Annotated in this window: 24 protein-coding genes, 1 riboswitch and 2 other annotated features; of the genes, 5 read left to right on the top strand and 19 right to left on the bottom strand. The window is 35.5% G+C overall.

From position 1 onward, the window contains the following. Positions 1-27: 27 nt before the first annotated feature. The 18 genes from ACECE_RS0218405 to ACECE_RS0218320 all read right to left on the bottom strand — a co-directional run bounded on the left by ACECE_RS0218405 (position 28) and on the right by ACECE_RS0218320 (position 19,161). A complete protein-coding gene (locus tag ACECE_RS0218405) occupies positions 28-1,020 on the bottom strand; it encodes an AAA family ATPase (protein WP_010249898.1) in 993 nt (330 codons plus the stop codon). After that, a complete protein-coding gene (locus ACECE_RS0218400) occupies positions 1,020-2,036 on the bottom strand; it encodes a DUF4350 domain-containing protein (RefSeq protein WP_010249896.1) in 1,017 nt (338 codons plus the stop codon). Before ACECE_RS0218400 ends, ACECE_RS0218405 begins: the two co-directional genes overlap by 1 nt. A gap of 24 nt (positions 2,037-2,060) precedes the next feature. Continuing rightward, the gene (locus tag ACECE_RS0218395) at positions 2,061-2,819 is read right to left on the bottom strand and encodes a hypothetical protein (RefSeq protein WP_010249894.1); all 759 of its coding nucleotides are present in this window, start codon (positions 2,817-2,819) and stop codon (positions 2,061-2,063) included. After that, the gene (locus ACECE_RS0218390; RefSeq protein WP_117385922.1) at positions 2,812-3,855 is read right to left on the bottom strand and encodes a glycerophosphodiester phosphodiesterase; all 1,044 of its coding nucleotides are present in this window, start codon (positions 3,853-3,855) and stop codon (positions 2,812-2,814) included. Before ACECE_RS0218390 ends, ACECE_RS0218395 begins: the two co-directional genes overlap by 8 nt. Positions 3,856-4,045: 190 nt before the next feature. Continuing rightward, positions 4,046-5,257: a D-alanyl-D-alanine carboxypeptidase family protein gene (locus ACECE_RS0218385; RefSeq protein WP_010249890.1), complete on the bottom strand. Its 1,212-nt coding sequence runs from the start codon at positions 5,255-5,257 to the stop codon at positions 4,046-4,048. Positions 5,258-5,387: 130 nt separating this feature from the next. Next, positions 5,388-6,689: a pyrimidine-nucleoside phosphorylase gene (locus tag ACECE_RS0218380; protein ID WP_010249889.1), complete on the bottom strand. Its 1,302-nt coding sequence runs from the start codon at positions 6,687-6,689 to the stop codon at positions 5,388-5,390. A 16-nt stretch (positions 6,690-6,705) separates the two neighbouring features. After that, positions 6,706-7,875 (bottom strand): phosphopentomutase, encoded by a 1,170-nt coding sequence (locus tag ACECE_RS0218375; protein WP_010249887.1) that lies wholly within the window; start codon positions 7,873-7,875, stop codon positions 6,706-6,708. Positions 7,876-8,024: 149 nt separating this feature from the next. After that, complete coding sequence (gene xerD, locus ACECE_RS0218370; RefSeq protein WP_010249885.1) at positions 8,025-8,909, bottom strand: site-specific tyrosine recombinase XerD; 885 nt, start codon at positions 8,907-8,909, stop codon at positions 8,025-8,027. A gap of 357 nt (positions 8,910-9,266) precedes the next feature. Next, the gene (gene spoIIM / locus ACECE_RS0218365) at positions 9,267-9,905 is read right to left on the bottom strand and encodes a stage II sporulation protein M (RefSeq protein ID WP_010249883.1); all 639 of its coding nucleotides are present in this window, start codon (positions 9,903-9,905) and stop codon (positions 9,267-9,269) included. Positions 9,906-10,176: 271 nt separating this feature from the next. Continuing rightward, a complete protein-coding gene (locus tag ACECE_RS0218360; RefSeq protein WP_010249881.1) occupies positions 10,177-10,725 on the bottom strand; it encodes an NUDIX domain-containing protein in 549 nt (182 codons plus the stop codon). A gap of 13 nt (positions 10,726-10,738) precedes the next feature. Then, positions 10,739-11,179, bottom strand: a complete 441-nt coding sequence (gene rnhA / locus ACECE_RS0218355; RefSeq protein WP_010249879.1) for a ribonuclease HI — start codon at positions 11,177-11,179, stop codon at positions 10,739-10,741. Positions 11,180-11,197: 18 nt separating this feature from the next. Beyond that, positions 11,198-12,013, bottom strand: coding sequence for a pyrroline-5-carboxylate reductase (gene proC, locus ACECE_RS0218350; protein WP_010249877.1), 816 nt, complete (start codon positions 12,011-12,013; stop codon positions 11,198-11,200). Between the two features lie 245 nt (positions 12,014-12,258). Beyond that, complete coding sequence (locus ACECE_RS0218345; protein WP_010249876.1) at positions 12,259-13,314, bottom strand: DUF1646 family protein; 1,056 nt, start codon at positions 13,312-13,314, stop codon at positions 12,259-12,261. Between the two features lie 62 nt (positions 13,315-13,376). Next, positions 13,377-13,436, bottom strand: a sequence feature (sodium ion sensor (DUF1646 type); this cis-regulatory element may regulate processes involved in with the transportation of sodium ions). Between the two features lie 71 nt (positions 13,437-13,507). Further along, positions 13,508-15,097, bottom strand: a complete 1,590-nt coding sequence (locus ACECE_RS0218340) for a ClC family H(+)/Cl(-) exchange transporter (RefSeq protein WP_010249875.1) — start codon at positions 15,095-15,097, stop codon at positions 13,508-13,510. Between the two features lie 14 nt (positions 15,098-15,111). Then, on the bottom strand, positions 15,112-15,696 hold the full coding sequence (locus ACECE_RS0218335) for a TetR/AcrR family transcriptional regulator (RefSeq protein ID WP_040428710.1): 585 nt from the start codon (positions 15,694-15,696) through the stop codon (positions 15,112-15,114). 366 nt (positions 15,697-16,062) lie between these two features. Next, complete coding sequence (dapB, locus tag ACECE_RS0218330; RefSeq protein WP_010249873.1) at positions 16,063-16,932, bottom strand: 4-hydroxy-tetrahydrodipicolinate reductase; 870 nt, start codon at positions 16,930-16,932, stop codon at positions 16,063-16,065. 226 nt (positions 16,933-17,158) lie between these two features. Further along, a riboswitch (cyclic di-AMP (ydaO/yuaA leader) is annotated at positions 17,159-17,291 on the bottom strand. Positions 17,292-17,352: 61 nt separating this feature from the next. Beyond that, positions 17,353-17,408: a sequence feature (sodium ion sensor (DUF1646 type); this cis-regulatory element may regulate processes involved in with the transportation of sodium ions), on the bottom strand. 30 nt (positions 17,409-17,438) lie between these two features. After that, entirely contained in the window at positions 17,439-18,059 is a 621-nt protein-coding gene (locus ACECE_RS0218325) for a diguanylate cyclase (RefSeq protein WP_010249872.1), read from the bottom strand. Between the two features lie 127 nt (positions 18,060-18,186). Further along, a complete protein-coding gene (locus ACECE_RS0218320) occupies positions 18,187-19,161 on the bottom strand; it encodes a calcium/sodium antiporter (protein WP_010249871.1) in 975 nt (324 codons plus the stop codon). 332 nt (positions 19,162-19,493) lie between these two features. Between ACECE_RS0218320 and ACECE_RS0218315 the strand changes: the two genes are divergently transcribed. From ACECE_RS0218315 to ACECE_RS0218295, 5 genes are all read left to right on the top strand, one after another. Further along, positions 19,494-20,021, top strand: a complete 528-nt coding sequence (locus tag ACECE_RS0218315) for a CPBP family intramembrane glutamic endopeptidase (protein WP_205410204.1) — start codon at positions 19,494-19,496, stop codon at positions 20,019-20,021. A gap of 127 nt (positions 20,022-20,148) precedes the next feature. After that, the gene (locus tag ACECE_RS28050; RefSeq protein WP_010249869.1) at positions 20,149-20,559 is read left to right on the top strand and encodes a DUF421 domain-containing protein; all 411 of its coding nucleotides are present in this window, start codon (positions 20,149-20,151) and stop codon (positions 20,557-20,559) included. A 95-nt stretch (positions 20,560-20,654) separates the two neighbouring features. Continuing rightward, complete coding sequence (locus ACECE_RS0218305; RefSeq protein WP_010249867.1) at positions 20,655-21,029, top strand: DUF4363 family protein; 375 nt, start codon at positions 20,655-20,657, stop codon at positions 21,027-21,029. A 12-nt stretch (positions 21,030-21,041) separates the two neighbouring features. Beyond that, positions 21,042-21,737, top strand: a complete 696-nt coding sequence (locus tag ACECE_RS0218300; protein ID WP_010249865.1) for a DUF421 domain-containing protein — start codon at positions 21,042-21,044, stop codon at positions 21,735-21,737. Positions 21,738-21,766: 29 nt separating this feature from the next. Beyond that, positions 21,767-22,015 carry a cupredoxin domain-containing protein gene (locus ACECE_RS0218295; protein ID WP_205410203.1) on the top strand — a complete coding sequence of 83 codons (249 nt, stop codon included), beginning with the start codon at positions 21,767-21,769 and terminating at the stop codon, positions 22,013-22,015. A 131-nt stretch (positions 22,016-22,146) separates the two neighbouring features. Here ACECE_RS0218295 and ACECE_RS0218290 read toward each other — a convergent pair whose 3' ends face one another. After that, positions 22,147-23,286, bottom strand: a complete 1,140-nt coding sequence (locus ACECE_RS0218290; protein WP_010249863.1) for a sodium ion-translocating decarboxylase subunit beta — start codon at positions 23,284-23,286, stop codon at positions 22,147-22,149. Positions 23,287-23,300 lie beyond the last annotated feature (14 nt).

Below are 23,300 nucleotides of genomic sequence, written 5' to 3'. Positions count from 1 at the left end.
TTTACTCCTTTTCGCTTTCCCAGTTTCTTACCTTGGAACCTCTACTTTTGAGAGTATATTTTTTACTGCATCGTCATTTGTAAGCCCATCAATTCCTGCTTCAGGCTTAACTATTATACGATGGCGCAAAACTGGCAGTGCCAGTTCCTTAACATCCTCAGGTATAACAAAATTTCTCCCCTGAATTGCAGCATAGGTCTTTGAGGTAAGCAGCAGCGCAATTGACGCTCTTGGGCTTGCACCTAGTATAAGGTTTGGAGAATTTCTGGTAGCCGCTATGATGGAAGTTATATAGTTTATAATTCCTTCATTTACTTGAACGCTCTGTATTTCCATCCTGCACCTTTTTAAATCTTCAAAACTGCATACTGCACTTATATTCTGATTATCAATCTCTTTGCTGTTAAACCCCGAATTATACTTTTGAAGAAGCATATTTTCAAACTTCTGAGGTATATAATCTACCTTAAGCTTCATCAAAAACCTGTCAAGCTGTGCTTCAGGCAAAGGGTAGGTTCCCTCGTATTCAACAGGGTTTTGTGTCGCCAACACCATAAACGTCTCACCTAATTTGTAAGTCTCCCCGTCTATAGATATGGATTTCTCTTCCATTGCTTCTAAAAGCGCAGCCTGTGTCTTTGGAGGTGTCCTGTTGATTTCATCTGCTAGAAATATATTTGTAAAAAGAGGACCTTTCTTTAAAAAGAACTCTGTTTTTTTCGGATCAAAAACCTTAGTGCCTATAATATCCGCAGGCATCAAATCAGGTGTGAACTGTACCCTTTTAAACTCTGCATCTATTACCTTTGCCATAATCTTTGAAGCTAAAGTTTTTGCAAGTCCGGGAACACCTTCTATCAATACATGTCCCCCTGACAGAAAGGCAGTTACCATGTATTCTATAAACTCATACTGCCCGACAACAATTTTAGAGACCTCGCCTATAATCGCATTTGCTTTCTGTTTTGTAAATTCGCACCCTGAAATATTACCATCTTTATTTGAATTGATTTCAACCATTACTTTATCCCCTTTCTGATTGTCTCAAGTCTCTTATACAAGTGTAATAATACCTTGCTGTCACTTTTCCTATTGTTAATGAAGCGCTCACATTCTGCAAAAACAGCTTCAACTTCAAGATCCTTTAAATTATTATTGGACTTTGCGGCAATTACAATATCCGAATCACTCCATCCGTCCTTTCCAAATCCCAAAAATTTAGCAAGTTCCTGCTTTAAACTGCCCAAGTAAATCTCAAGCGCCATACTGTTCGCCTTCGCTTTATAATATATATTGGAAAGAGCAAAAAGGTTTTCATTTTCTTTTCTCTTGACTGTCTCAAATACGACAACCGGCTTTCCAAACCTCCGGGACTTTATAAATATTAATATTAGAGCACACATAAATAATTGGACAACTACAAGCTTTCCACCGAAACCCAAGATATCCCAAAGGTTTGTTCCGCTGCTTCCGATACCATGTAAGTACTCATCAAATAAAACAGTTTTATGTTTCCCTTCCTCCAGGGCATCTATAAACTGCACACCCGGGTCAAGCTCCTTTACTCCCAGGTTTGTATAATTATAACTTTCAGCAAAGTAAATTATACTGCCTTTTCCAACACTATACTTATAGCCTCTGTCATATTGTCCGAAGTCTTCAGGTTCGCTTGCACCAAGCTCATTAATGTATTCTTTGCAATCAGGTGATATTAGTATAAGAACATTTCCATCTTCCAGCCAAGCTTTAAGGTACTTCTTTTCCAAGCTGCCCTCTAGCATTTCCAAACTCGGGTCAATAGCAACCACCGTTACATTATCAGGTAAAAACCTTGCCGGCCTTTCATACCTTTTTACATCGTAACCCATTTTCTCTGACAATAAATAAAGCGCTTTTGTTCCATCAACTTCGGCATTGTAGCTTGAGTATTCAACACTCTGAGCCACATCACCTTTAAACCCATATACAATCAAGCCTGCAGCTACTAGAATTAAAATTATAGCAACATATGACAGAATTTTCTTATATTGTTTCATCAGCTTATTGTTTAGCCTCCTCTTTTACTTGGTCATTCCCAGTAAAGTATTGTAAACTTCGCTCCAGCTAACAAATATTGATTTGTCAGCATTTCTTTTACCATACCAATATTTATTAAAAACCTGTGTAAACTCAGTCATAACATCATAGATATCAGGCTTGTTTTCCCTTATTTCAATCAAATACTGCTTGTTTGTCTTTGACTTGTTTATTCTTATTATGTTTTGCTCGTTAAATCTGATTAAAAGTGAAATGTACAAAAATCTCAGGCCCTGAGTATAATCTCCACTGTTATAGAAATCAATGGCTTTTTTATATACTTCATCCGCATCTCTTAACGCATTGAGAATAAGGGCATCCTCCTCCTGAAGCACCTTACGTGAACGTGTAAACCTTCTTGTAACAAAATATATGATAAGTACAATAACCGCAACCATCAATAAGATTGCAAGAACCTTAAGCAAAAGCTTTGCCTCAGGTGAAATCTTTGCCCTACTAAAAACAGCTTCCAGCTTTTGACCTATATTTAACCTACTCCATAAACTCTTTAAAAACTCAATAAGCTTATCATGCAATAATTCAAACAGGCTTTTTGACTTTTTTTTATCTCCAAACTCACCAGAAGCCAAAATCTTTGAGAGCTTGTCCTTAACTTCCATCTCATTTTCAGGGCTGAAGGCATGGACTTGGACACTAACTAAAGCAACCATGCTTAATGTTGCAGCAGCAGACATATATGTTTTAGTATTAAAAAATAGCTTTTTTAAAAGCAATTTAAGCATCAGCTGTTTCTCCATCCACATTATTCAATCTTGTTTTTTCATCACTAATCAATTTTCTCATCTTTACTTCCAGATCAAGACCTTCTTTTTGAACTTTCATGTTTACAAATAAAACAGTTATATACACAAGTATAAACGGCTCCATCAATGCAGCGCAAATTTGCGAAAAGGTATTAACTACAATATAAAGAGTATTATTTACAACAGCCAGCAGCATGGTCGCACCTACAAGCAGCCAATTAAAAAGGTAATAAAGGAGAATTGCAAAAATGCTTGCCAAAGCAATGTGCCAGAATCTGCCTTTACTCAAATAAAAGCTTCTCTTGAAACTCTCAAATACTGGTTTTTCCTCCAGCACAATGATATTAGCTCCAAACATAAACTTGATTGCAAAGAAACCAATACAAAAAACAACTCCAACCAAAACAAAAAGCACCAATAAGGCTATAATGATTCCCATAATAACCGGAGGTATGCCTGTAGAAACAATTATAACAATAGGTATCATAATAATGAGTGCTGCTGCAATTACCGACACCAAATACGCAGCCCCAACAATAATTACGAATAACAAAGCGTTACCTATCATCTTGGGCATATAACGGAAACATCCCTTTATATGCTTTATAGCGTCTGAAAAGGTATTAACCTCAACCTTCCCGCTTAAAGCATAGTTGTATATCATTTTAATTACTGCTGCATTTAAAACAAGCTTGATTGTAATTGAATACAATATTTGAAGTGAGGACATAACACCTGTTATTCCGTTTTGGAAAGTTGAAGTTTCTGTAATATACTTATTAAGCATATCCGAAGAATACGTGCCGCTGAACATGTCTTTATACATGTCGAAAATTCCAGACATCTGATCCCCAGCGAATATATTTACAGTTAAGGAATAAAATACAATCCATGGAATATATAAAATCAGAGATAAAAGTACAAGACCCTTGAAGTTCTGTTTGAAGGCCTCTACTGAATAATCAAGGACATCCCCTACACTCATAGGCTTCAAATCATTTCTTATTTGATCCATAATAACCTCACGTTTTGTAGTTTTCTTATTTAAAATATCACATTTTGCAAATTGTTTCAATACAGGAGAAATATCAAATCCCTCCAAATAAAAGAAGAGTGAGTCAAAGGTACGGTTCTCTTTGACTCACTCGGACTTTCAGCATTCCAATAGGCCTCTTGCCAAGCACCAGCAGTTCCCTATACTATAATTATGCTTTTCCTATACTGAACCAGCTCTTAAACATTCTGCTGAATAGATTCATAAAACTCGTCTTCTCAATGTTTCTGTCTGATACAATATCAACTCTGGAAATTTCTTTTTCCTCTATCATATATATAATTTCACCAACTTTTTGACCGGCTTTTAGCGGAGCTGTTATCGAGTTTTCCAAAGCCACCTGACGGATTATCTTTGTCTTTTGGCCTCTGGGAAGAAGTATTTTTACATCATTCCCAATCACTCCCGCAGCTTTTGAAGTTAATCCCTTTTTAACACTAATCTCAGAAACCAACTCACCTTTTTTATTTACATCAGCAGTCTCATAATTTGCAAACCCATAATCAAGAAGTTTTCTGGTTTCAGCAAATCTTGTATTTGAATCAGGCTCTCCTAATACTACCGAAATCAGTCTCATATTGTTTCTTGATACAGTTGCAGACAGGCAGAATCCAGCTGCTCTTGTAAATCCTGTTTTCAAGCCGTCACATCCACTGTAGAATTTAACAAGCCTGTTTGTATTCGTCAAATCAAATTCACCGTTTCTGAAAGTATCAGTATAAACTGATGAATACTCTAAAATCTTTGGATGTTTTGTAACAAGCTCTCTTGACATCAAAGCTATATCATTGGCACTGCTGAAGTGCCCCTCGTCAGTAAGACCTGTACAGTCCTTAAACAAAGTATTCTTCATGCCTAATTCACCAGCTTTTTCATTCATCTGAACAACAAAAGCCTCTTCACTTCCCGCAACAAGTTCTGCGACAGAAACAGTAACATCGTTTGATGAGTGAAGTGCGATTGCTTTTAGTGCATCATGAACCGAATACTGTTCACCAGGCTCGATATAAGCTTGTGACCCGCCCATTCCGGAAGCATACTCTGAAGCAGTAACCATATCTTTCAAACTTATCTTTCCGGAATCAATTGCCTCCATAGCCAAAAGCATAGACATAACCTTTGTTACACTTGCAATTGGCAATTTTTCATTGCTTTTATTTTCATACAAAACCTGACCGGTATATGCATCCATTAAAACAGATGCCTTTGCCTTTAACTCTGAAATGCTGGTACTTGCCATTATACTATTAACAGTATTTGGATTATAAACCGGCCTTTCTTCCTCAGCAAAAGCAAAAACAGAAAAAAGATTTGCAACAATGCAAATAACTATGAGATGTCTGAATAAGACCTTTCTTATCAATGAATATCCCCCCAATTAAAATTCACTACACCTTAGTAAATTTGTATGCAGAAAATCAATTGGATATGCACATTGTTTGCCATCTAAAATGAGAATACAATAATCAATCATTCCATAATATATAAAACACCTAATCTATACTTGAAATGATAAGAGGCCTTTGAGGTTCTAAAGATTGTGACAGAACCAGGCTGCTTTTTAAAGTCTCAAGTGCAGCGTTTATCCTTTCGCTGTCATTAGTATAAAGGGTTGCTATAAGTTCTCCTTTTTTTATGGACATTCCAGTTTTTTTATTTAATTTTATGCCTGCCGAATAATCAATGATACTCTCTTTCGTTTCTCTTCCTGCACCTAGTATCATTGCAGCAACTCCTAAAGAATCAGTCTTAACCCTTTCTATATAGCAATCCTGCCCAGAAGTTAGTTCATAAACATATTTAGCCTTTTTGAAAAGGTCATAATTTTCTATAACATCAGGATTCCCACCTTGGGATTCAATTAGCTCTGCAAGCTTATTTAATGCCTTACGGTTATCTATTACTTCCCTGACCCTATTTTTACAATTCTCTTTATCGCCTATTTCTGCTAGTTCGAGCATCTTTGCAGCCAATGCCAAAGAAACCTCTTCCAGATCTTTTGGACCATTACCCTTTAGAGTCTCTATAGCTTCTATAACTTCAAGGGAATTCCCAATTGCATTCCCTAAAGGTATATCCATATCGGTTACTACTGCAACTGTTTTTCTGCCAAGGTCATTACCGATTTTAACCATTGTTCTTGCCAATTCAACCGACTTTTCTACCGTTTTCATTAAAGCGCCGCTTCCTGTCTTAACATCAAGAACAATTCTATCCGCACCGCAGGCAATCTTTTTGCTCATAATACTGCTTGCTATCAAGGGCAAGCTGTTGACTGTCGCAGTCACATCCCTTAGAGCATACAATTTTTTATCTGCTGGAGCCAAATTCCCAGTCTGACCCGCTATTGAAATGCCTATTTTCATTACTTGATCAATGAATTCCTGCTTTGTAAGTGCAGTCTTAAATCCTGGAATAGACTCAAGCTTATCTATTGTTCCACCGGTATGACCAAGTCCTCTTCCTGACATCTTTGCTACAGGTATGCCACAAGCTGCAACAATAGGACCTAGGATGAGTGTAGTTTTATCACCTACGCCTCCAGTACTGTGCTTGTCTACTTTTATACCGTCTATAACCGAAAGATCAATTACATCTCCTGAATTTGCCATAATTTCAGTTAATTCTGCTGTTTCCCTCTCACTCATTCCATTTAAAAATATTGCCATAAGCAAAGCCGATACCTGATAATCAGGTATCTTTTCTTCGCAATAGTTCTTTATAAAAAAGCTTATTTCTTCATATTCAAGTTCTTTTCCATCACGCTTTTTTTCAATTACATCATACATTCTCATATGAATCCCCCCTTACTCAACCCATTATTTGGCTCATAAAACTATTGCCCTCAATTTCTTCATCAATTCCAAGATACTCTGCAATTGTTGCTGCTATATCGCTAAATGAGCTTCTGGTGCCAAGATTTATATTACTCTTAATCTTATTGCCATAGACTACCAGCGGTACGTATTCCCTTGAGTGGTCGGTGCTTTCGGTTGTAGGGTCACAACCATGGTCAGCTGTGATAAAGAGAATATCATCGTCCTTTAGTGCATTTAGAATTTCAGGCAGCCTGTTATCAAATTCAACCATGGCATTGGCATAGCCTTTAATATCATTTCTATGTCCATAAAGCATATCAAAATCAACAAGGTTGGTAAACAGCAAGCCTTCAAAACTATCCTTCAAATAATCTAAAGTCTTGTCCACACCATCCATATTATTATGTGTATGCACAGCATCGGTAATTCCACGCCTGTTGAATATATCCTCAATTTTGCCTACAGCCTTTACCATCTGGCCTTTCTCTTTTAAATAATCCAGCAGAGTTTTTCCTAATGGATCCAGAGAAAAATCCCTTCTTCTTTCTGTTCTTTTATAGTTACCACTTGTTCCGTTAAACGGTCTTGCAATTACCCTACCTACTGCATGCTCTCCTGTCAGCATATCCCTTGCTTTCTGGCACATCTCGTACAGCTTCTCAACCGGCACAACATCCTCATGTGCAGCAATTTGAAATACACTGTCAGCAGATGTATAAACAATTGGATATCCTGTCTTTACATGCTGATCACCTAACATCTTTATGATTTCTGTACCTGAAGCAGCAATATTACCTATAACCTTAGTATTTATTGCTTTCTCAAAGGTGTCGATAACCTCCTTTGGGAATCCATCGGGATAAACTGGGAAAGGATTTTTTAAAATAACACCAGAAATTTCCCAATGCCCTGTTGTAGTATCTTTACCGGCAGATTTCTCAGCCATTCTGCCAAAACACCCGCAAGGTTTATCCGACTTTTTAATACCAGCCATATTATCTATATTTCCCAGTCCAAGAGCCTCAAGGTTTGGAAGAGAAAAATCTCCAACGGAAGACGCTATATTTCCAAGGGTATTGCTTCCCCTATCCCCATACTTTTCTGCGTCAGGAAGTTCCCCCATTCCAACACTATCCAAAACGATTATAACAGCTCTTTTCATTTTATTTTTCTCCTTGTATAATAGTTTTTTTATACACCTAAAAAAGTAAGATATTTCTATCTTACTTTTTAAAGTATCATTAAATATATAATTGGTCAATTAAAATTTAAACCCATGCACATTTTGTCTATAGCACGCGGACCTTTCCCTTATGCTCTTGGATGAGTCTTCTTATATACTTCCTTAATCCTGTTCTTTGCAATCTGAGCATAAACCTGGGTTGATGAAATATCAGAGTGCCCTAACATCTCTTGTATTGACCTTAAATCTGCTCCGTTTTCCAAAAGATGTGCTGCAAATGAATGTCTTAATGTATGTGGTGTAATGTCTTTATTAATCTTTGCCAGGTTCTTATACTGCTTGATAATCTTCCAAAAACCTTGCCTTGTCAATCTTTTGCCGTTCACATTCACAAACAATGCCTTTTCATCACTTCTTTGAATCAATAAGTTCCTCGATTTTGCCAAATACTCATTTAAGGCTTGAATCGAAAGAGATCCAATAGGAATCATTCTTTCTCTTGTTCCCTTATTGCATTTGATAAATCCCATATCCAAGTTTATGTCTAATACATTCAAGCATATCAATTCAGATACTCTTATTCCTGTTGCATATAGCAATTCAAGCATAGCTTTGTCTCTAAATCCTTTTAGATCATCACATTTCGGCTGATCTAAAAGAAGTTCAACCTCTTTTGTTGAAAGAATCTGGGGCAGTTTCTTCTCTACCTTTGGTGACTCAAGCTCTTCAGTAGGATCACCACTAATCACGCCATTCTTTGTGAGATACTGGTAAAATGATCTTATTGATGCAAGATTTCTAGAAATTGTCGAGGTCGCCCGACCCTTCTTTTGTAAATGCAGGAGGTAAGTAATCACCGTAGTTTTATTTGTATTTGAAATATTTTGTAATTTTATTTCATTTAAGTATGTAATATACTGCTCTATGTCCCTCCTATAAGATTGTAAGGTATTTAGCGACAAACGCTTATCTTTCTCCAGAAAAGTGAGAAATTTTAAAACCAAATCTTCCATTTTTTACCCTACTTCCTCTCTTCTTAAAAAATAATATATTTGAATCAAACTTATACAAAACCCTTTATTAAAATACACTCTACAAAAATAGATAATTTTACATAGCTATCAATTGTTTAAATATTTTAAATAGTATAAATCCTTACTATTATACTAGAAATGTTAACCTTTGTACAATATTTTCCACGAAGTATAAAATAGTTTGGATTAATGACTAAATTTTTACAGTACTTTTTGTGCAATAAATACAATTTTATCCTTATAAGCATTATAACCATGTCTATATATGTATTGTCAACACCTTATACCATATTTATACAATATTTTTTATAACTTTGCTAAGGATTTTCAGTATTCCTAAAAAACTTTTAGTGTTATTATCCTGATGCATATGGGCGTAATATACGATTCAACCAAAATACCACCAAATATAAAGCATGATACTAATGCAGTTGCAAGACAATATGCCAAAAAACCGGTTTTCAGATTTTCCTTTGACATTCGCTTAGCTGACCTGCTCCTAATTATATTTAGTGAAAAGTTGATACCGTTTACCCCTAAAGCTATTACACAGGGAATAATTATTACTTCCTTTGGTACGATGCTAAATAGCGTAAAAATTACTCCCTTTACTCCCATTAGTTCGATAATAAATCCTGAAGTAAAACCTGTTATGAACCCTCTTACCCCAATAAAAATGTATATCAAGGGAATTCCGATTATTGTTACACCAAGTGCCCATAACAAAGCAACCAATCTAAGATTATCAATAAGTGAAATCTTCAGTATCTCGTTACTGTCAACTTTCTGGTTTTCAAAGAGCTCCAAAAACCCCTGAAAATAATTGGTAAGCTCTGACCTTTGTATAGGACTTAAACCGTTTACAGTAAATGCCCCTGCGGATACTCCTGTAACAAAAGCTAAAAAAAGAAACAGATAAGTATTCTTGTTATTTTTCAAGTGCTCTGTCAACGTAAAACGTATCTTTGAAATCACATTTATCCCCTCTTAACCTTGCACATTTTTTACAAAATACATATTAGAGTTAATTCATAATAATGCACATTATTATTTATTAGACTTAATTTGGTATTTCTTATGCTTCTAGGCACCTATTCAGGCATCATCAATTTTTTTCTTTATCCTAATTAATTCTATGACGATAAAAACAAAAAAATTACAATACATATTAATGTATTGTAAACTTAACTTAAAACTTTTTATTTCATTTATCCTTAAAAAATAACTGTAAACCTTTATTTTTCCATTAAATGCTTATCTCACCTTTTATTATCTTATCAGCCATTAATATACCTATTATTGATTTTGCATCAGTTATTTCCTTTTTAACAATCATTTCAACAAGGGTATTAATAGGATATTTCTCTGCAGAGATAAATTCATCTTCATCCGCACAGGCCTCGCCTTCATATAACTCCTTTGCTACATACATGTGCAGTATCTCATTGCTGAATCCCGGAGTACTATGTATATCAATCAAATGCTTTATATCCTTTGCATCAAGCCCTGTTTCCTCTTTAAGCTCTCTTTTTGCACAATCAAAAGGGTCTTCTCCCTTATCCAGCTTTCCTGCAGGGATCTCTAAGGATTCCTGATCGATTGGCTTTCTGAATTGACGTACCATATAGATTTGACCATCATCCGTCATAGGAATTACAACCGATGCCCCCGGATGGATTACCACATCACGTGTTGCTTCTTTTCCATTAGGAAGTAATACGTTCCAGGATTCTACTCCTATTATATTACCTTGGAATACTTGCTTTTTAGATAAGGTTTTTTCTTCATAATTCATATAATTGCCTCCATTATGCTCTGTTCTTTTTTATTTCACCTGTAGCCAGAATATCACATCTGTTATTATACTCATTATCCGAGTGTCCCTTGACTTTGATCCACTTTATTTTGTGAATATTGTTCAGTCTGTCAAGTTCTTTCCATAGTTCTATATTCTTTACCTCTTCCTTGCTGGAATTTCTCCAGCCGTTAAACTTCCAGCCTCTAAGCCAGTTCTGGTTAAAAGCATTTATAAGGTATGCACTGTCACTGTAGAGTTCAACTTCACACGGTTCCTTAAGCATATTTAAAGCTTCAATAGCCGCTGTCAATTCCATTTTATTGTTTGTAGTATTTTTTTCAAAGCCCGATATCTCTTTTTCCCGTCCGCCATACCTTAAAACCGCACCCCATCCGCCATCGCCAGGGTTTCCAGAACATGCCCCGTCAGTGTATATTATCACATTTTTCATGAGGACTCCATTTTCCTTTTATTCAAATTTTTTACCTATTTCCCTGGCTTTCTTTGTACACTCATTCATAGCTTCGATTACTCCATATCTGAATTTATTCTTTTCAAGTGTACTTACCGCTTCAATAGTTGTCCCTGCTGGTGAACACACCATGTCTTTCAATTCTCCCGGATGCTTTTCAGTATCCAGAACCATCTTCGCAGAACCCAGTACAGCTTGCGCTGCAAGTTTGTATGACAGATTTCTTGGCAATCCGGACAATACAGCTGCATCTGCCATAGCCTCAATGAACATAAATACGTATGCAGGGCTGCTGCTTGTTAGTGCAGTAACCTCACTCATCAGTTTTTCATCAAGCAATTCTGCCTTTCCAAAGCACCCGAAAATACTCATTACATAGTCAAGTTCATCCTTTGCTATGCTATTGTCAGGTGCAACAAGTGTCATGCCTTCTCCAACAAGAGCAGGAGTATTTGGCATTGTACGTATAACCTTTTTATCTTCCCCAATTATCTTTTTATAAAACTTTATCGGAACTCCAACAGCAACAGAAACAAGAATTTTCTTATTATCAAATGAATTTTTACATCCGTTAAGAACTGTTTCCAGCACGTTAGGCTTAACAGCAAGAATTATAATATCACATTTTTCAACAACTTCTACAGCACTTTTTGAGATGTTTATACCTGTTTCATCTTTGAGTTTTGAAAGTCTTTCCATATCAACATCATAAACATATATACTCTCTGATGATACAATATCAGATTTTGATATGCTTCTTATCATTGCATATCCCATATTTCCTGCACCTAAAAAACCGATTGTTCTATTCATAAAATCCTCCTTAGTATGACTGTTCTATTTTCATTATCTAGTGCTTTGTAAAATTATATTTCACACTTAAAATGTACTTTCTCTGACTTACCGTCTGCACTCTTATAATCTATTTTGCTTTAAAGACCACTAGTAATATTTCCAATATTCTTTAATATATTATCATAAAACAATGCAGAGTTGCAAAACTACTTTATTAGAAAGCATCTCTTTTTATTTTCATATGTCATTTAAAACTGCAACATCTAAACTATGCAAACAATAAGAAAATACACAAGTAATAGTATTAAACCTAAAGGTATGCCAAATTTTGCCCATTCGTGGCTTTGTATATTTAATTTTCCTGCCGATATAATATTAGGTATATTACCTGGTATTAACATCCCTCCACTCAGCAGCAGCCCCATTATTATTGCCTGTATTTGTTTCAAGTTCATTACCGAACTGATTTCAGCAGCAGCAATTGTAGCATTGTCCAACACAGCAGAAGACATATTAATCCAATACAATATTTTACTATCCAAGTTAATAATATACCTACTAATAAGTGGTTTAAATCCTGCACCAAGTAATTCAAGTGCTATAATAAATATAAATACTTTAAATGCCCGTATTAAAATATATTTCGGCCTCTCTGTAAGCTTTTCATTTCCATTGCCCTTTTTGGATATTATATCTATAACATTAGAGTTTTCAATTATTGGATTACGTCCAATATAGAAGGCACCAAATAAACCTAATGCCAAAATACAAGGAATGATATAAATCCCAATACTTCTAAAAAGATAGAAGAAATCAACTTTAAGTGAAGAAACAATAATTGTAGCCAACGGCTCCCCAATTGGAGTTAAAGCAGCACCTAAACCAATTGAAAAACAAGATATTACAGTAAGCTGTATTTTTTGTTTGCGCTCAAATGGAAGTACGCTAACAATTTCCACCAATATTAATGATGCTACTATTGCAGTTATAAAGCTCGAAACAAACCCTAAAACAACAATCAACAAGAAAATAAACATATTGATTGGAATTCGTTCTGTACAATATCTAACAAATTTCTTTATTTGTTTAACATAAAGTCTAAATACAAAACCTGCTATCAATACAGCAACAGTAACAAAATATAGCAAATAGTTTTCAAAAATAGCTTTCATAAAATTCAACGAAATCATTCCTGATATTGTGGATGCTAAAATTCCCATTACCAGCAAAAAATATTCCAGATTATGTTCGATAGAACGAAATGAAAACGGCAGTACTAAAATAAGTATTAATACAATTATAAGACCTATAGTAGTCATTTAATAATCCCTCCAAAATATATATTAACAACACAAAAAGGGCGCGAAATCCGTAAATAACGGACTTCCCACCCCAGAAGCCTAAACTCTTGAAAGTGTATTTATAACGAATACACTCAACCGAATAGCAAGATATAAAATTAACAATATTATGTTATCAGATCTTTAAAAGATTTTCAATATCCATACAGTACTAAGTTGAAATCTCACGGCTCTTGGTCATTCTAATAAATGTATCATTAACTTTGGATACTTTATCCTCATTAGTCAGTACAACCAAGTAATCACCAGATTGCATAATAGTATCACCTTTAGGAATAATCTCGTGATCTCCGCGTTTAACAGCAACTAACAGACAGTGGGATGGCCATTTTACAGCTTTAATCTCTTTTCCGTCAAGCACAGATCCCATACAGATAGCGAACTCTAAAATTGCCTTGTGTTTATTGCTGCCAACGCTCAATTCAGAACCCTGATTATGCATAAATCTGCTCAGTAAAGATTCATATATAGGTTTCGAGCCTAAAATATCAGCAATAATATAAGCTGTGATCGACACCATAGCAATGGAAAGAAGATGATTAAAGGAACCGGTCATTTCTGTTATAAGTATAGTTCCAGTAATTGGTGCTCTAACAATTGCGGTAAAGTAACCTGCCATTGCCAAAATTATAAAGTTTATAGTGAATATATTATCAAAATTAAATAGATGCACTAAAATAAAGCTATATACACTTCCAATTAATGCGCCTATAGCAAGTAAAGGCAGAAAAATACCTCCAGGAGCACCGGAACCATAACTTATCATAGTAAAGAAAAATTTTACAAGCAATACAAGAAAGAGAAATTTTAATGAAGCATCGCTAGCAGTAACAAGAGAAAGTATAAGTTCATGTCCTCCACCTAAAACCTGTGGTAAAAACAATCCCAAAATTACTGAAACAAATAAAGGAATTATGATCCTAAACTCTTTAGGTACAAATTTAAGCTTCGAATACAAATTCTGCGCTTTCAATAATGTTTTGTTAAATACAACACCTAATAACCCTAAAATAACGCCAAGTATAATAACATAAAAATAATATTTAAGAGGCAAAATTGATAAATTTTTAAAATTGAAAACCGGCTTCAATCCGAAAAATCCACTGGACACATAATCAGCTGATAATGCAGCTGACAAAGCAGAAAGCAATACCAATGGAGAAAAATTTCTGTGGACCTCTTCAAGTGCAAACATAACTCCTGCCAACGGTGCATTAAACGCGGCTGCAAGCCCGGCACTAGCTCCACTTGTAATAAGATATTTTTCTTCTATTTTAATTCTTTTAAATACCTTACTAAATCCTTGACCAACAGCAGACCCTAACTGAACAGACGGACCTTCCCTTCCAAGTGAAAGTCCTGAACCTATAGCCAAAATGCCGCCTACAAATTTACCAATAATTACTCTCCACCAAGTCATTTTTAGTTTTCCTTGAAGAACACCTTCAACTTGAGGAATTCCGCTGCCGCTGATCATTGGTTCATGCTTGACCAGCATTCCCAAGCCATAACCAATTAATGCCAATACCACCATCCAAACAGGAATCAATTGCGGTTGTCTCAATAAAATTTTATAAATCTCATTTAGAACTATCACAGCTTTTTCAAGCGAATATCTGTATAACACAACCAAAAGGCCCGTAATAATTCCCACTGCAATCCCTTCAAATACAAGCTTAAGTCTAAAGCTCTGCCAATGAAATAATGAGTTATAGGTGTTATGCTTATTTTTTTTGTTCATTAGAAAACCTCCAATTATATAAGTTCATACCGATGCAGTATGTCCTTAACAAGGATTTCCATATCGCCAATATCCAGCCCCAGAACTATCTGAATCATAAAGCCGTCAAGTAAGGCAACAAAATTTTTTGCTTTTAGGTCCGGATTAGTTGCTCCTGCATCTCTAAACAGTAACTCAAGTTCTTTATAAAGTTCATTGTAAACATTTGCAATATCAATAGCCAGTATCTCGTGCATTTCGTTATTTGAAAGCAACTGCAAAATAAGCATGCACCCTTCTTTTCTTGCTGAATACACCTTTAGCATCTCTGAGAGATATTTTCTTAATTTGTCTAATGGAGATAATAATCCATCTTGAAGTACATTTGCTGCAGTAAGTTTTATAGCTTTGAATTCTTCTATGAAGGCAGCCCTAAATAATTTCTCTTTGGTGGCAAAATACCAGAAAATTATGCCTTGACTTACATCAAGTTCTTTTGCGATCTCTGAAACACTTGTGCCCTGATAGCCTTTTTCGGAAAACTTCTTTATTGCTACACGCAAAATGTCTTTTTTGCGTTCTTTTGATATGTTTTCATTTTTTTCTTTACTTCTTGACATGTTCAACCTCTTTAAAAAAATAATGGCACTAAGCCCCATAATATTTGCCTCTTCCATTTCTTTCCAAAAAGCAAATAATGTATAATTGACTAAGCGCTTAGTCAATTATACATTATAAAAAAATACTTTACAAGTATTATATAGTCTATAGCTTTTTTAATATTATTCATTGAAAGTTCTTTATCGTCATGCCTACAAAGCTTTTTTTATTGGCTGACACCAAACAAACTATTTGCAGTAAATCCTGCAAATAGTTTGTTTGGTGTATAAATCTAAGTCTAATGCTAATAAATAAGCGTGAGAATAGCTGCACGGAGTCTCTATAAATCCAAGATATTAATGGAATAAATGTAATATTTATCATTCCTAAAGAGCTTGTATTTCGTTTTGTTTCAGTATTTCCGAATAATTCCTCTTCAATGATTTATTTTTATCTGCCAGAAGATAATCATTCATTACCTTTTTAAGATCTAGTACATCGTTCATTTCATAGTAGCCGACCTTTCCTTTAATAAATTTTACCGCCCGAACTGCTCCAAGGGCAAAAGCTCTCCTTGAAAAGGATTCATGTGAAATTTCTATCTTATCATCTTCACCAATAATCATCACCTCATGCTTACCAACAACTCCACCGGCTCTGACTGCCGTTATTGGTACTTGTACATTTGCATTTGTATTGCCGGAAGATGTAAGTCCTTTTTCTATTTCTACGGCTATCTTCTTAGCTGTACCGGAAGGAGCATCCTTTTTATTCTTGTGGTGAATTTCAGTAATTTGAAAGTCATAATTGTTCAATATATTAGCAGCCAAATTTGTAATAAGCATAAGTACATTTACTCCAAGAGTAATGTTCGGTGCATACACAATGCCATTCCTATATTTATTGGCAAGTATAACAAGCCTTTTCAGTCCGATTTTTGAAAACCCAGTTGTACCTATGACAATGTTCACTTTCATCTTTGAGAATATCCTGGCATTTCTTGAAGCTGCTTCAGGATTTGAGAAGTCAACAACTACGTCCGGCCTGGTTCTGAAAATAATCTGTTCAAGATTATCCGATCCTTCTATAATAATGCCTGTATTCCCATTCCCAATTATTTCTCCTAGGTCTTTACCTCTTTTATCGCTAAACGGACTGCATATAGCCGATACGAGTTTTACACCTTCTTGTTCCAATAAAACCTTCGCAATTTCCTTTCCTGTCTTTCCAAGTCCTGATATACAAACTCTAATCATCTTGTATCCCTCCATATCGTTGTTTTTACGGTTAATAAGAATCATTGAGACATTGAACCCCAATCTTTTTTAGAACATTTGCTCCAATGCTTAATAAAATCTCAGGGCATTACGCCCCTCTAGATTTAGCCTCTTACTTCGTTTGAAAGAGACAAAATCAAAAAACGCTACAGATATTTCACCGTAGCGTTAAAAGTAAAAGGGTACAATTAATAAAGCATATCAATCACCTTCTCTTTCAACGCTTACGAGATTAGCTGACGGATTCGGATCGAAAAAGTTAACCCTACCAGGTACAACCTGGATTCACCCCAAAATTGGTTCTCCCGCTCCTTTACTGGATTCAGCGCAGACTATAAATATTTATTTTTTCACTTGCCTAAAAAATATAAAAAGGGTGTTGAACTTATATAAAATATAAGCTCCCCACCCTAGAAGCCTGACTCTCTTGAAAATAGCAATTTTGCCATCCAACCGGAACATAAAATATTTAAATATAATAAACTCTATTTGCTATACTTCTTAAACAAATCATCCAAAGCCTCTCTTAATAAAAATGCTTCTGTCTTTTCTGTTTCTTTTGACAACTCAGAAAGTCTGTCAACTTGGGTCTTTGTAAAATAACTGGATTTTAACACCATGCTTTCAGCTTCAGATAAACACACTTTGTTTTTGCCCAACTTTTTTGCTCTAAACATTGCACTGTCAGCTACTCTAAAGAGTTCAACAGCATTTTTTGCATCTCTCGGGTAACTAGCTATTCCACAGCTTACAGTTATATATACGTTTTCTGTTTTACTTTTATCACTCAAATTGAAAGTATTGTCCGAAAGATAACGGCGGATTTCTTCCATCTCCATAAAACTTCTTTCAGCACCTTTTTTAACAAGAAGCAGATTTAGCTCATCACCATGCCGCGTCATCAAGTCGGTTCCCGATAGGTTTTGCTTAAATACTGAAATTAGTTTTTTAACTACTTCATCACCTATGGGATAACCATATATTTTATTAATATTTTCAAAGTTATCAATATCAGCTACAGCAATACTAAAAGGACCATCTCCATTGGATATTAATTCCTCAACTTTTATAACAAACTCTTCTTTGCTGACCAAATCATTTTCCATATATACTTTCTCCCTTATACGCCATTATATCAAATTTATATATATAGGTCAATATATTTATTCAAGGTATTTTTTTGCTTAACAATAAAATACTAACTGAAATACGAATTTGCCTATCATTCTAATACTAAATCGTTACGACCTTAAAAGCGACAAACAGAATGTAGAATCCCAAAAGAACAGCGCCACCAAATCTTGTAATCTTTTTCCGAAATAGTGCAAGCCCGGATAAAAGTAAGGTAGACAGCAGCATTACGCCAAAATCCCAATACACTTCGGAAGTTATTTTTATTGGATTTATAACAGAAGAGATTCCCAAAACAAACAACACATTAAAGATATTACTGCCAATAATATTCCCTACTGCAATATCCGACTCTTTTTTTACAGCCGCAACCACACATGTTACAAGTTCTGGAAGTGAAGTCCCGAAAGCAACTATTGTTATTCCGATCAGTGCTTCGCTGAGGCCAAATGCATGAGCAAGACCAACACTGCTTTCCACGACCATATTTCCACCAAAAATCAAGCATGCAAGTCCAATAGCCAAGAATATAACCAATTTCAGCCTGTATTTCAAAGCAAAGTGCTTGTCTTCTTCTTTATCTGTGTTTTCTTTCTTTTGCAACTCATTTTCTTCAATCAACTCTGCTGTAGATCGCTTTGCAGAATGCCACAGATAGTAGAGAAACAATGCAAAACCGCAAAGCAGAATGATTCCGTCCACTCTTGCCAACAAAGCACCAATTATAGCCAAAATTAAAAATACTACTTGTATGACGAATGACATCGGGATCTCTTTATTTAGGACCGATTTGTCAACAGATAATGGAGAAAGCAAAGCAGAAACACCTATGATCAATGCAATGTTCGCAATTGAACTTCCTATCACATCACCAAGAGTAATCGCATTCGTATGTGTTATTCCAGAAAATATTCCAATAGTCGCTTCCGGCGCACTCGTACCAAAAGCAACCACAGACAGTCCAATAACCAATGCCGGCACACCAAATGACCTGGCAAGCTTTGATGCAGAATCCACAAGCCAATCCGCACCTTTAATCAACAAAATAAAACCAATTATTAAATAAGCAATAAGCATTTTTCTTTTAACACCATCCCTTTCTCTTGAAATATAAATTCAATTTGCTATAATAATATCAAATTCATGGTACAACTTCAACAAAGTAGTTTATACCCTGTAACTCCCGTTACTTAATACAATAACCTAATGGAAGGAGATTAGAAATGCTTGAAAAGCGAATATCACCATTAAGAGCAACTGTGATTTTTACAACATTTACGGCCTATTTCATCCTTCTTCTTTTTACATTATTTCCATTTTTGAAATCTAACTTTTCAATAAATCCAGCTTTATACTGGTTTATTACCGGCTACTTTCTATTTATTCCACTTTTCATTTTTGCTTTGATAATGGCAAAAGTTGAAGGAAGAAATGGAATGAAACAAATAATCCAGGCATTATACATCCGACCTTTTTCTAAAAAGGAAATGGTATATTCAATTATTGGCCTTCTCCTAGTATTCATTTGCGCAGGACTGGTATTTTCAGTATCACTTTTGTTGAATAAGTTTTTTGGTATTAAACCGTTAACAACAACACCGTGGTTTATGGAAATGCAGCCATTCCAAGGATACGAAAGATTACTGCTGCTAATATGGCTGCCAATGTTCTTTTTCAACATAATCGGAGAGGAAATCCTGTGGCGCAGGTACATCCAATCAAGGCTTCAAGGCAAATATTCATGGCTGCTATGCTCCTTTTTGTGGCTATTATTTCACATACCTTTTGGAATTGATTTAATGATTATGCTTATCCCAGTTATAATTATTATCCCTTATATATTTAATAAAACAAAAAACACCCTCGTTGGAATTTTTATCCACGGGTTTTTCAATGGACCAATTTTTGTATTAGTCGCATTAGGATTTATAAAATAAAATTAGTATTTTAACCGTTCAACAAAATCATATAAAGGTCAAACATACTCGCAAAATTTGTTACAATAATTTAAATCTCCTTTGGTTAAAATGTATTAAACAAACTAAAAACCAAGGAGATATTTTTATGCTTCAAATTATTATAAATTCTATTATCAGAGCAGTCGTTGCCTATCTGCTTCTTTTACTTGTTGCAAGGCTTATGGGTAGAAAAAGTCTTTCTCAGATGACTTTTTTCGACTTCGCTGTAATCATAACTTTAGGTTCAGTAACAGCCAGTCTTGCAATGGGACCGAATAACACAACGGCTTCTGCTGCAACTGTTCTTTTAACTCTTGGTGCTCTTGCGATTATAACCGGCTACCTGCATATAAAAAGTGCTTGGGTCAGAAAGCTCTCAAACAGTGAACCCGTTACAGCAATTGAAAACGGGAGGATTATTGACAAGAATTTAAAAAAGGTACGCTACACCATGAACGAGCTAACCACCTTACTGAGACAAAAAAATGTATTTAACTTAACTGATGTATACTCCTGAGTATCCGGGTCAGTACGGAATAGACTAATTTCTGTAGATGGTCTGACTTTGAAAAACTAATATCTGGAGCAGGTTCTTTGTAAGGAGGAAAAAATTTGCGTAACAGGACTATTACTTACTCTCTTTTAGGGATTATTCTTTTACTTTTCGTTGCATACTTTACTGCTCAAAACATTATTTTCCCTTTAGGGCAACCTATAGTAAATGAACTTAATAACATAATTGAATATGCACAACAGGATAAGTGGGCTGAAGCTGAAGAATCAGCAAATAAGCTTGTTAAAGATTGGGATAAAGTAAAGTACCTCCTTGCCCTTAACTATGCGGAAGCAGACTATTCACTCTTTTTAGATAATCTCTCAAGAATTCAAGGTGCTATAAAGACAAAAGATGATACAGAAACAGTTAGTCAAGCATTATCAACATTAAAACTTTGGACAAACTTTACCAAGGTTGTCCCACAACCATAAGGAGGTTTAGAAATGGAAGCTTTGGTTTATGTAGCCCGTTGTGCTATTGTATTACTTTTTTCATGGTTTTGCGTAAGGCTTATCGGCAAAAAATCAATATCACAGTTAACATCTTATGATTTTACTGCATTAATGATACTGGCAAATGTCGCTGCTGAACCACTTGTATTTAAGATAAGTTCGAAGGCTTTTTTAGGTTCATTGACTATTGCGGTGGTTGCTGTTGTCATTGGCTGGATATCGTTACAAAAGAGGTTTTATAATTTTGATGCAAAACCAGATATTATCATCGTTAATGGAAAAGTTGACAAGGAAGCACTAAAGAGAAACAGAATGAACCTCCCTTTCTTATTATCACTGTTAAGATTGCAAGGATATGCAAAGGTTTCTGATGTAGAGTTTGCAATAATAGAGCCTGATGGCAACCTTTCGGTTATCCCTGCATCCCAGAGCCGTCCTGTTACACCTAATGACCTAAAACTGGATACACAATACGAAGGAATAACTCTCCCTCTAATAATCGATGGTGAAATACAATACAACAACCTTAAATTCGCCAAGCTTGATAGTGCATGGCTAAACCAGGAAATAAAAAAATCCGGAGCTTCAAGTAGTGAAGAAGTATTCTTAGCTGAATTAGATACTACTGGCAAGCTAAATATCGACCTTTTTGGAGACCCAATTGATAATAAGCCCAGAATGTTTTAGCAGGCCATTTATTTGCCGATATTCTTCCAGTGCATACTAGCCTAACTGATATTAAACCCTATATGATTCCTGCTCATGATATGGATGACACTATTTATGTGCCGTTCGGTAGAAGAATTGAGATTGAATTTATTGCAAATAATCCTGGCATCTGGCCACTAAACGGTACAAAAACCTTTCACCAGTCTAATAATGGTGAGTCACCAGTAGGTATGACCTCAAGATTTATTTATGTAAAACAAGTTAAAAATGCGTCCGTTTCAAAACTAAGAAATTGAAATTAGTTTTGAAACGGACCCAACTTATAAATTATTGTGGTTTTGATTTTTCTACTCTGTATACCAACTTACAAGAATAACATCCTCATAAATCATTCCATTCACTAGCTCTATATAATATTGGTTATTTTTTATCCAAATAATGCAAGCAATATACCTGCTGCCACAGCTGAGCCTATTACCCCTGCAACATTAGGGCCCATAGCATGCATAAGCAGGTAATTTGATGGATTTGCTTTTTGACCTTCTACCTGGGAAACTCTTGCAGCCATCGGAACAGCAGATACGCCGGCAGAACCTATAAGAGGGTTTACTTTTCCGCCTGACAGTAAGTACATAAGCTTTCCTAAAAGAAGTCCACCAATAGTACTAAACATAAATGCCATCAAACCAAGAGCAACAATCTTAAGGGTTTCAGGTCTTAGGAATCTGTCAGCAACTGCAGTTGCACCAACAGTAACACCGAGGAAAATAGTTACAATATTTATCAAGGCATTTTGTGCTGTATTTGAGAGCCTTTCAACAACACCGGACTCCTTAAACAGATTGCCGAGCATAAGCATTCCTATCAACGGAGCAACAGATGGCAGTAAAAGAATGCAGAAAAGTGAAACAACTATAGGAAAACATATTTTCTCTAACTTGGACACTTCTCTCAGCTGCTCCATCTTTACTTCTCTTTCCTTTTTTGTTGTCAATAATCTCATGAGAGGAGGTTGAATCAAAGGTATCAATGCCATGTAAGAATACGCCGCTATGGCTATAGCAGGCAAAAGTTCAGGAGCAAGTCTTGTTGTAAGATATATAGCCGTAGGACCGTCAGCACCACCTATGATACCTATAGATGCAGCTTCCTGCGGCGAAAATCCAAGAATATTTGCAACAATAAAAGCAATGAATATTCCAAACTGGGCTCCAGCCCCTAAAAACAGTCCTGACGGTCTTGCAATAAGCGGTCCAAAGTCTGTCATTGCACCAATTCCAAGAAAAATCAAAGATGGATATATACCCAGTTTAACACCCTTATAAAGATAATACAGCAATCCTCCTGGATCAGTGGAACCTTCAACAGGTCCAGCCATAAGTCCGGTAAGAGGTAAATTAGCCAGCAGCATCCCAAAGGCAATTGGCAGCAGCAGCAGCGGTTCAAACTTTTTTACGATAGCAAGATATATAAGAACGCAGGACACTATAATCATCAGTAACTGCTGCCAGGTAATTGCAGCAAAACCCGAATCATTCCAAATAGTTTGTATTGCTTCTATAAACATTTTAGCTCACCCCA

The sequence above is a fragment of the Acetivibrio cellulolyticus CD2 genome, assembly GCF_000179595.2.
Classification (GTDB): domain Bacteria; phylum Bacillota; class Clostridia; order Acetivibrionales; family Acetivibrionaceae; genus Acetivibrio; species Acetivibrio cellulolyticus.
Note: the sequence above shows the minus strand (reverse complement) of the source record. Positions and strands in the feature narration are given on the sequence as shown.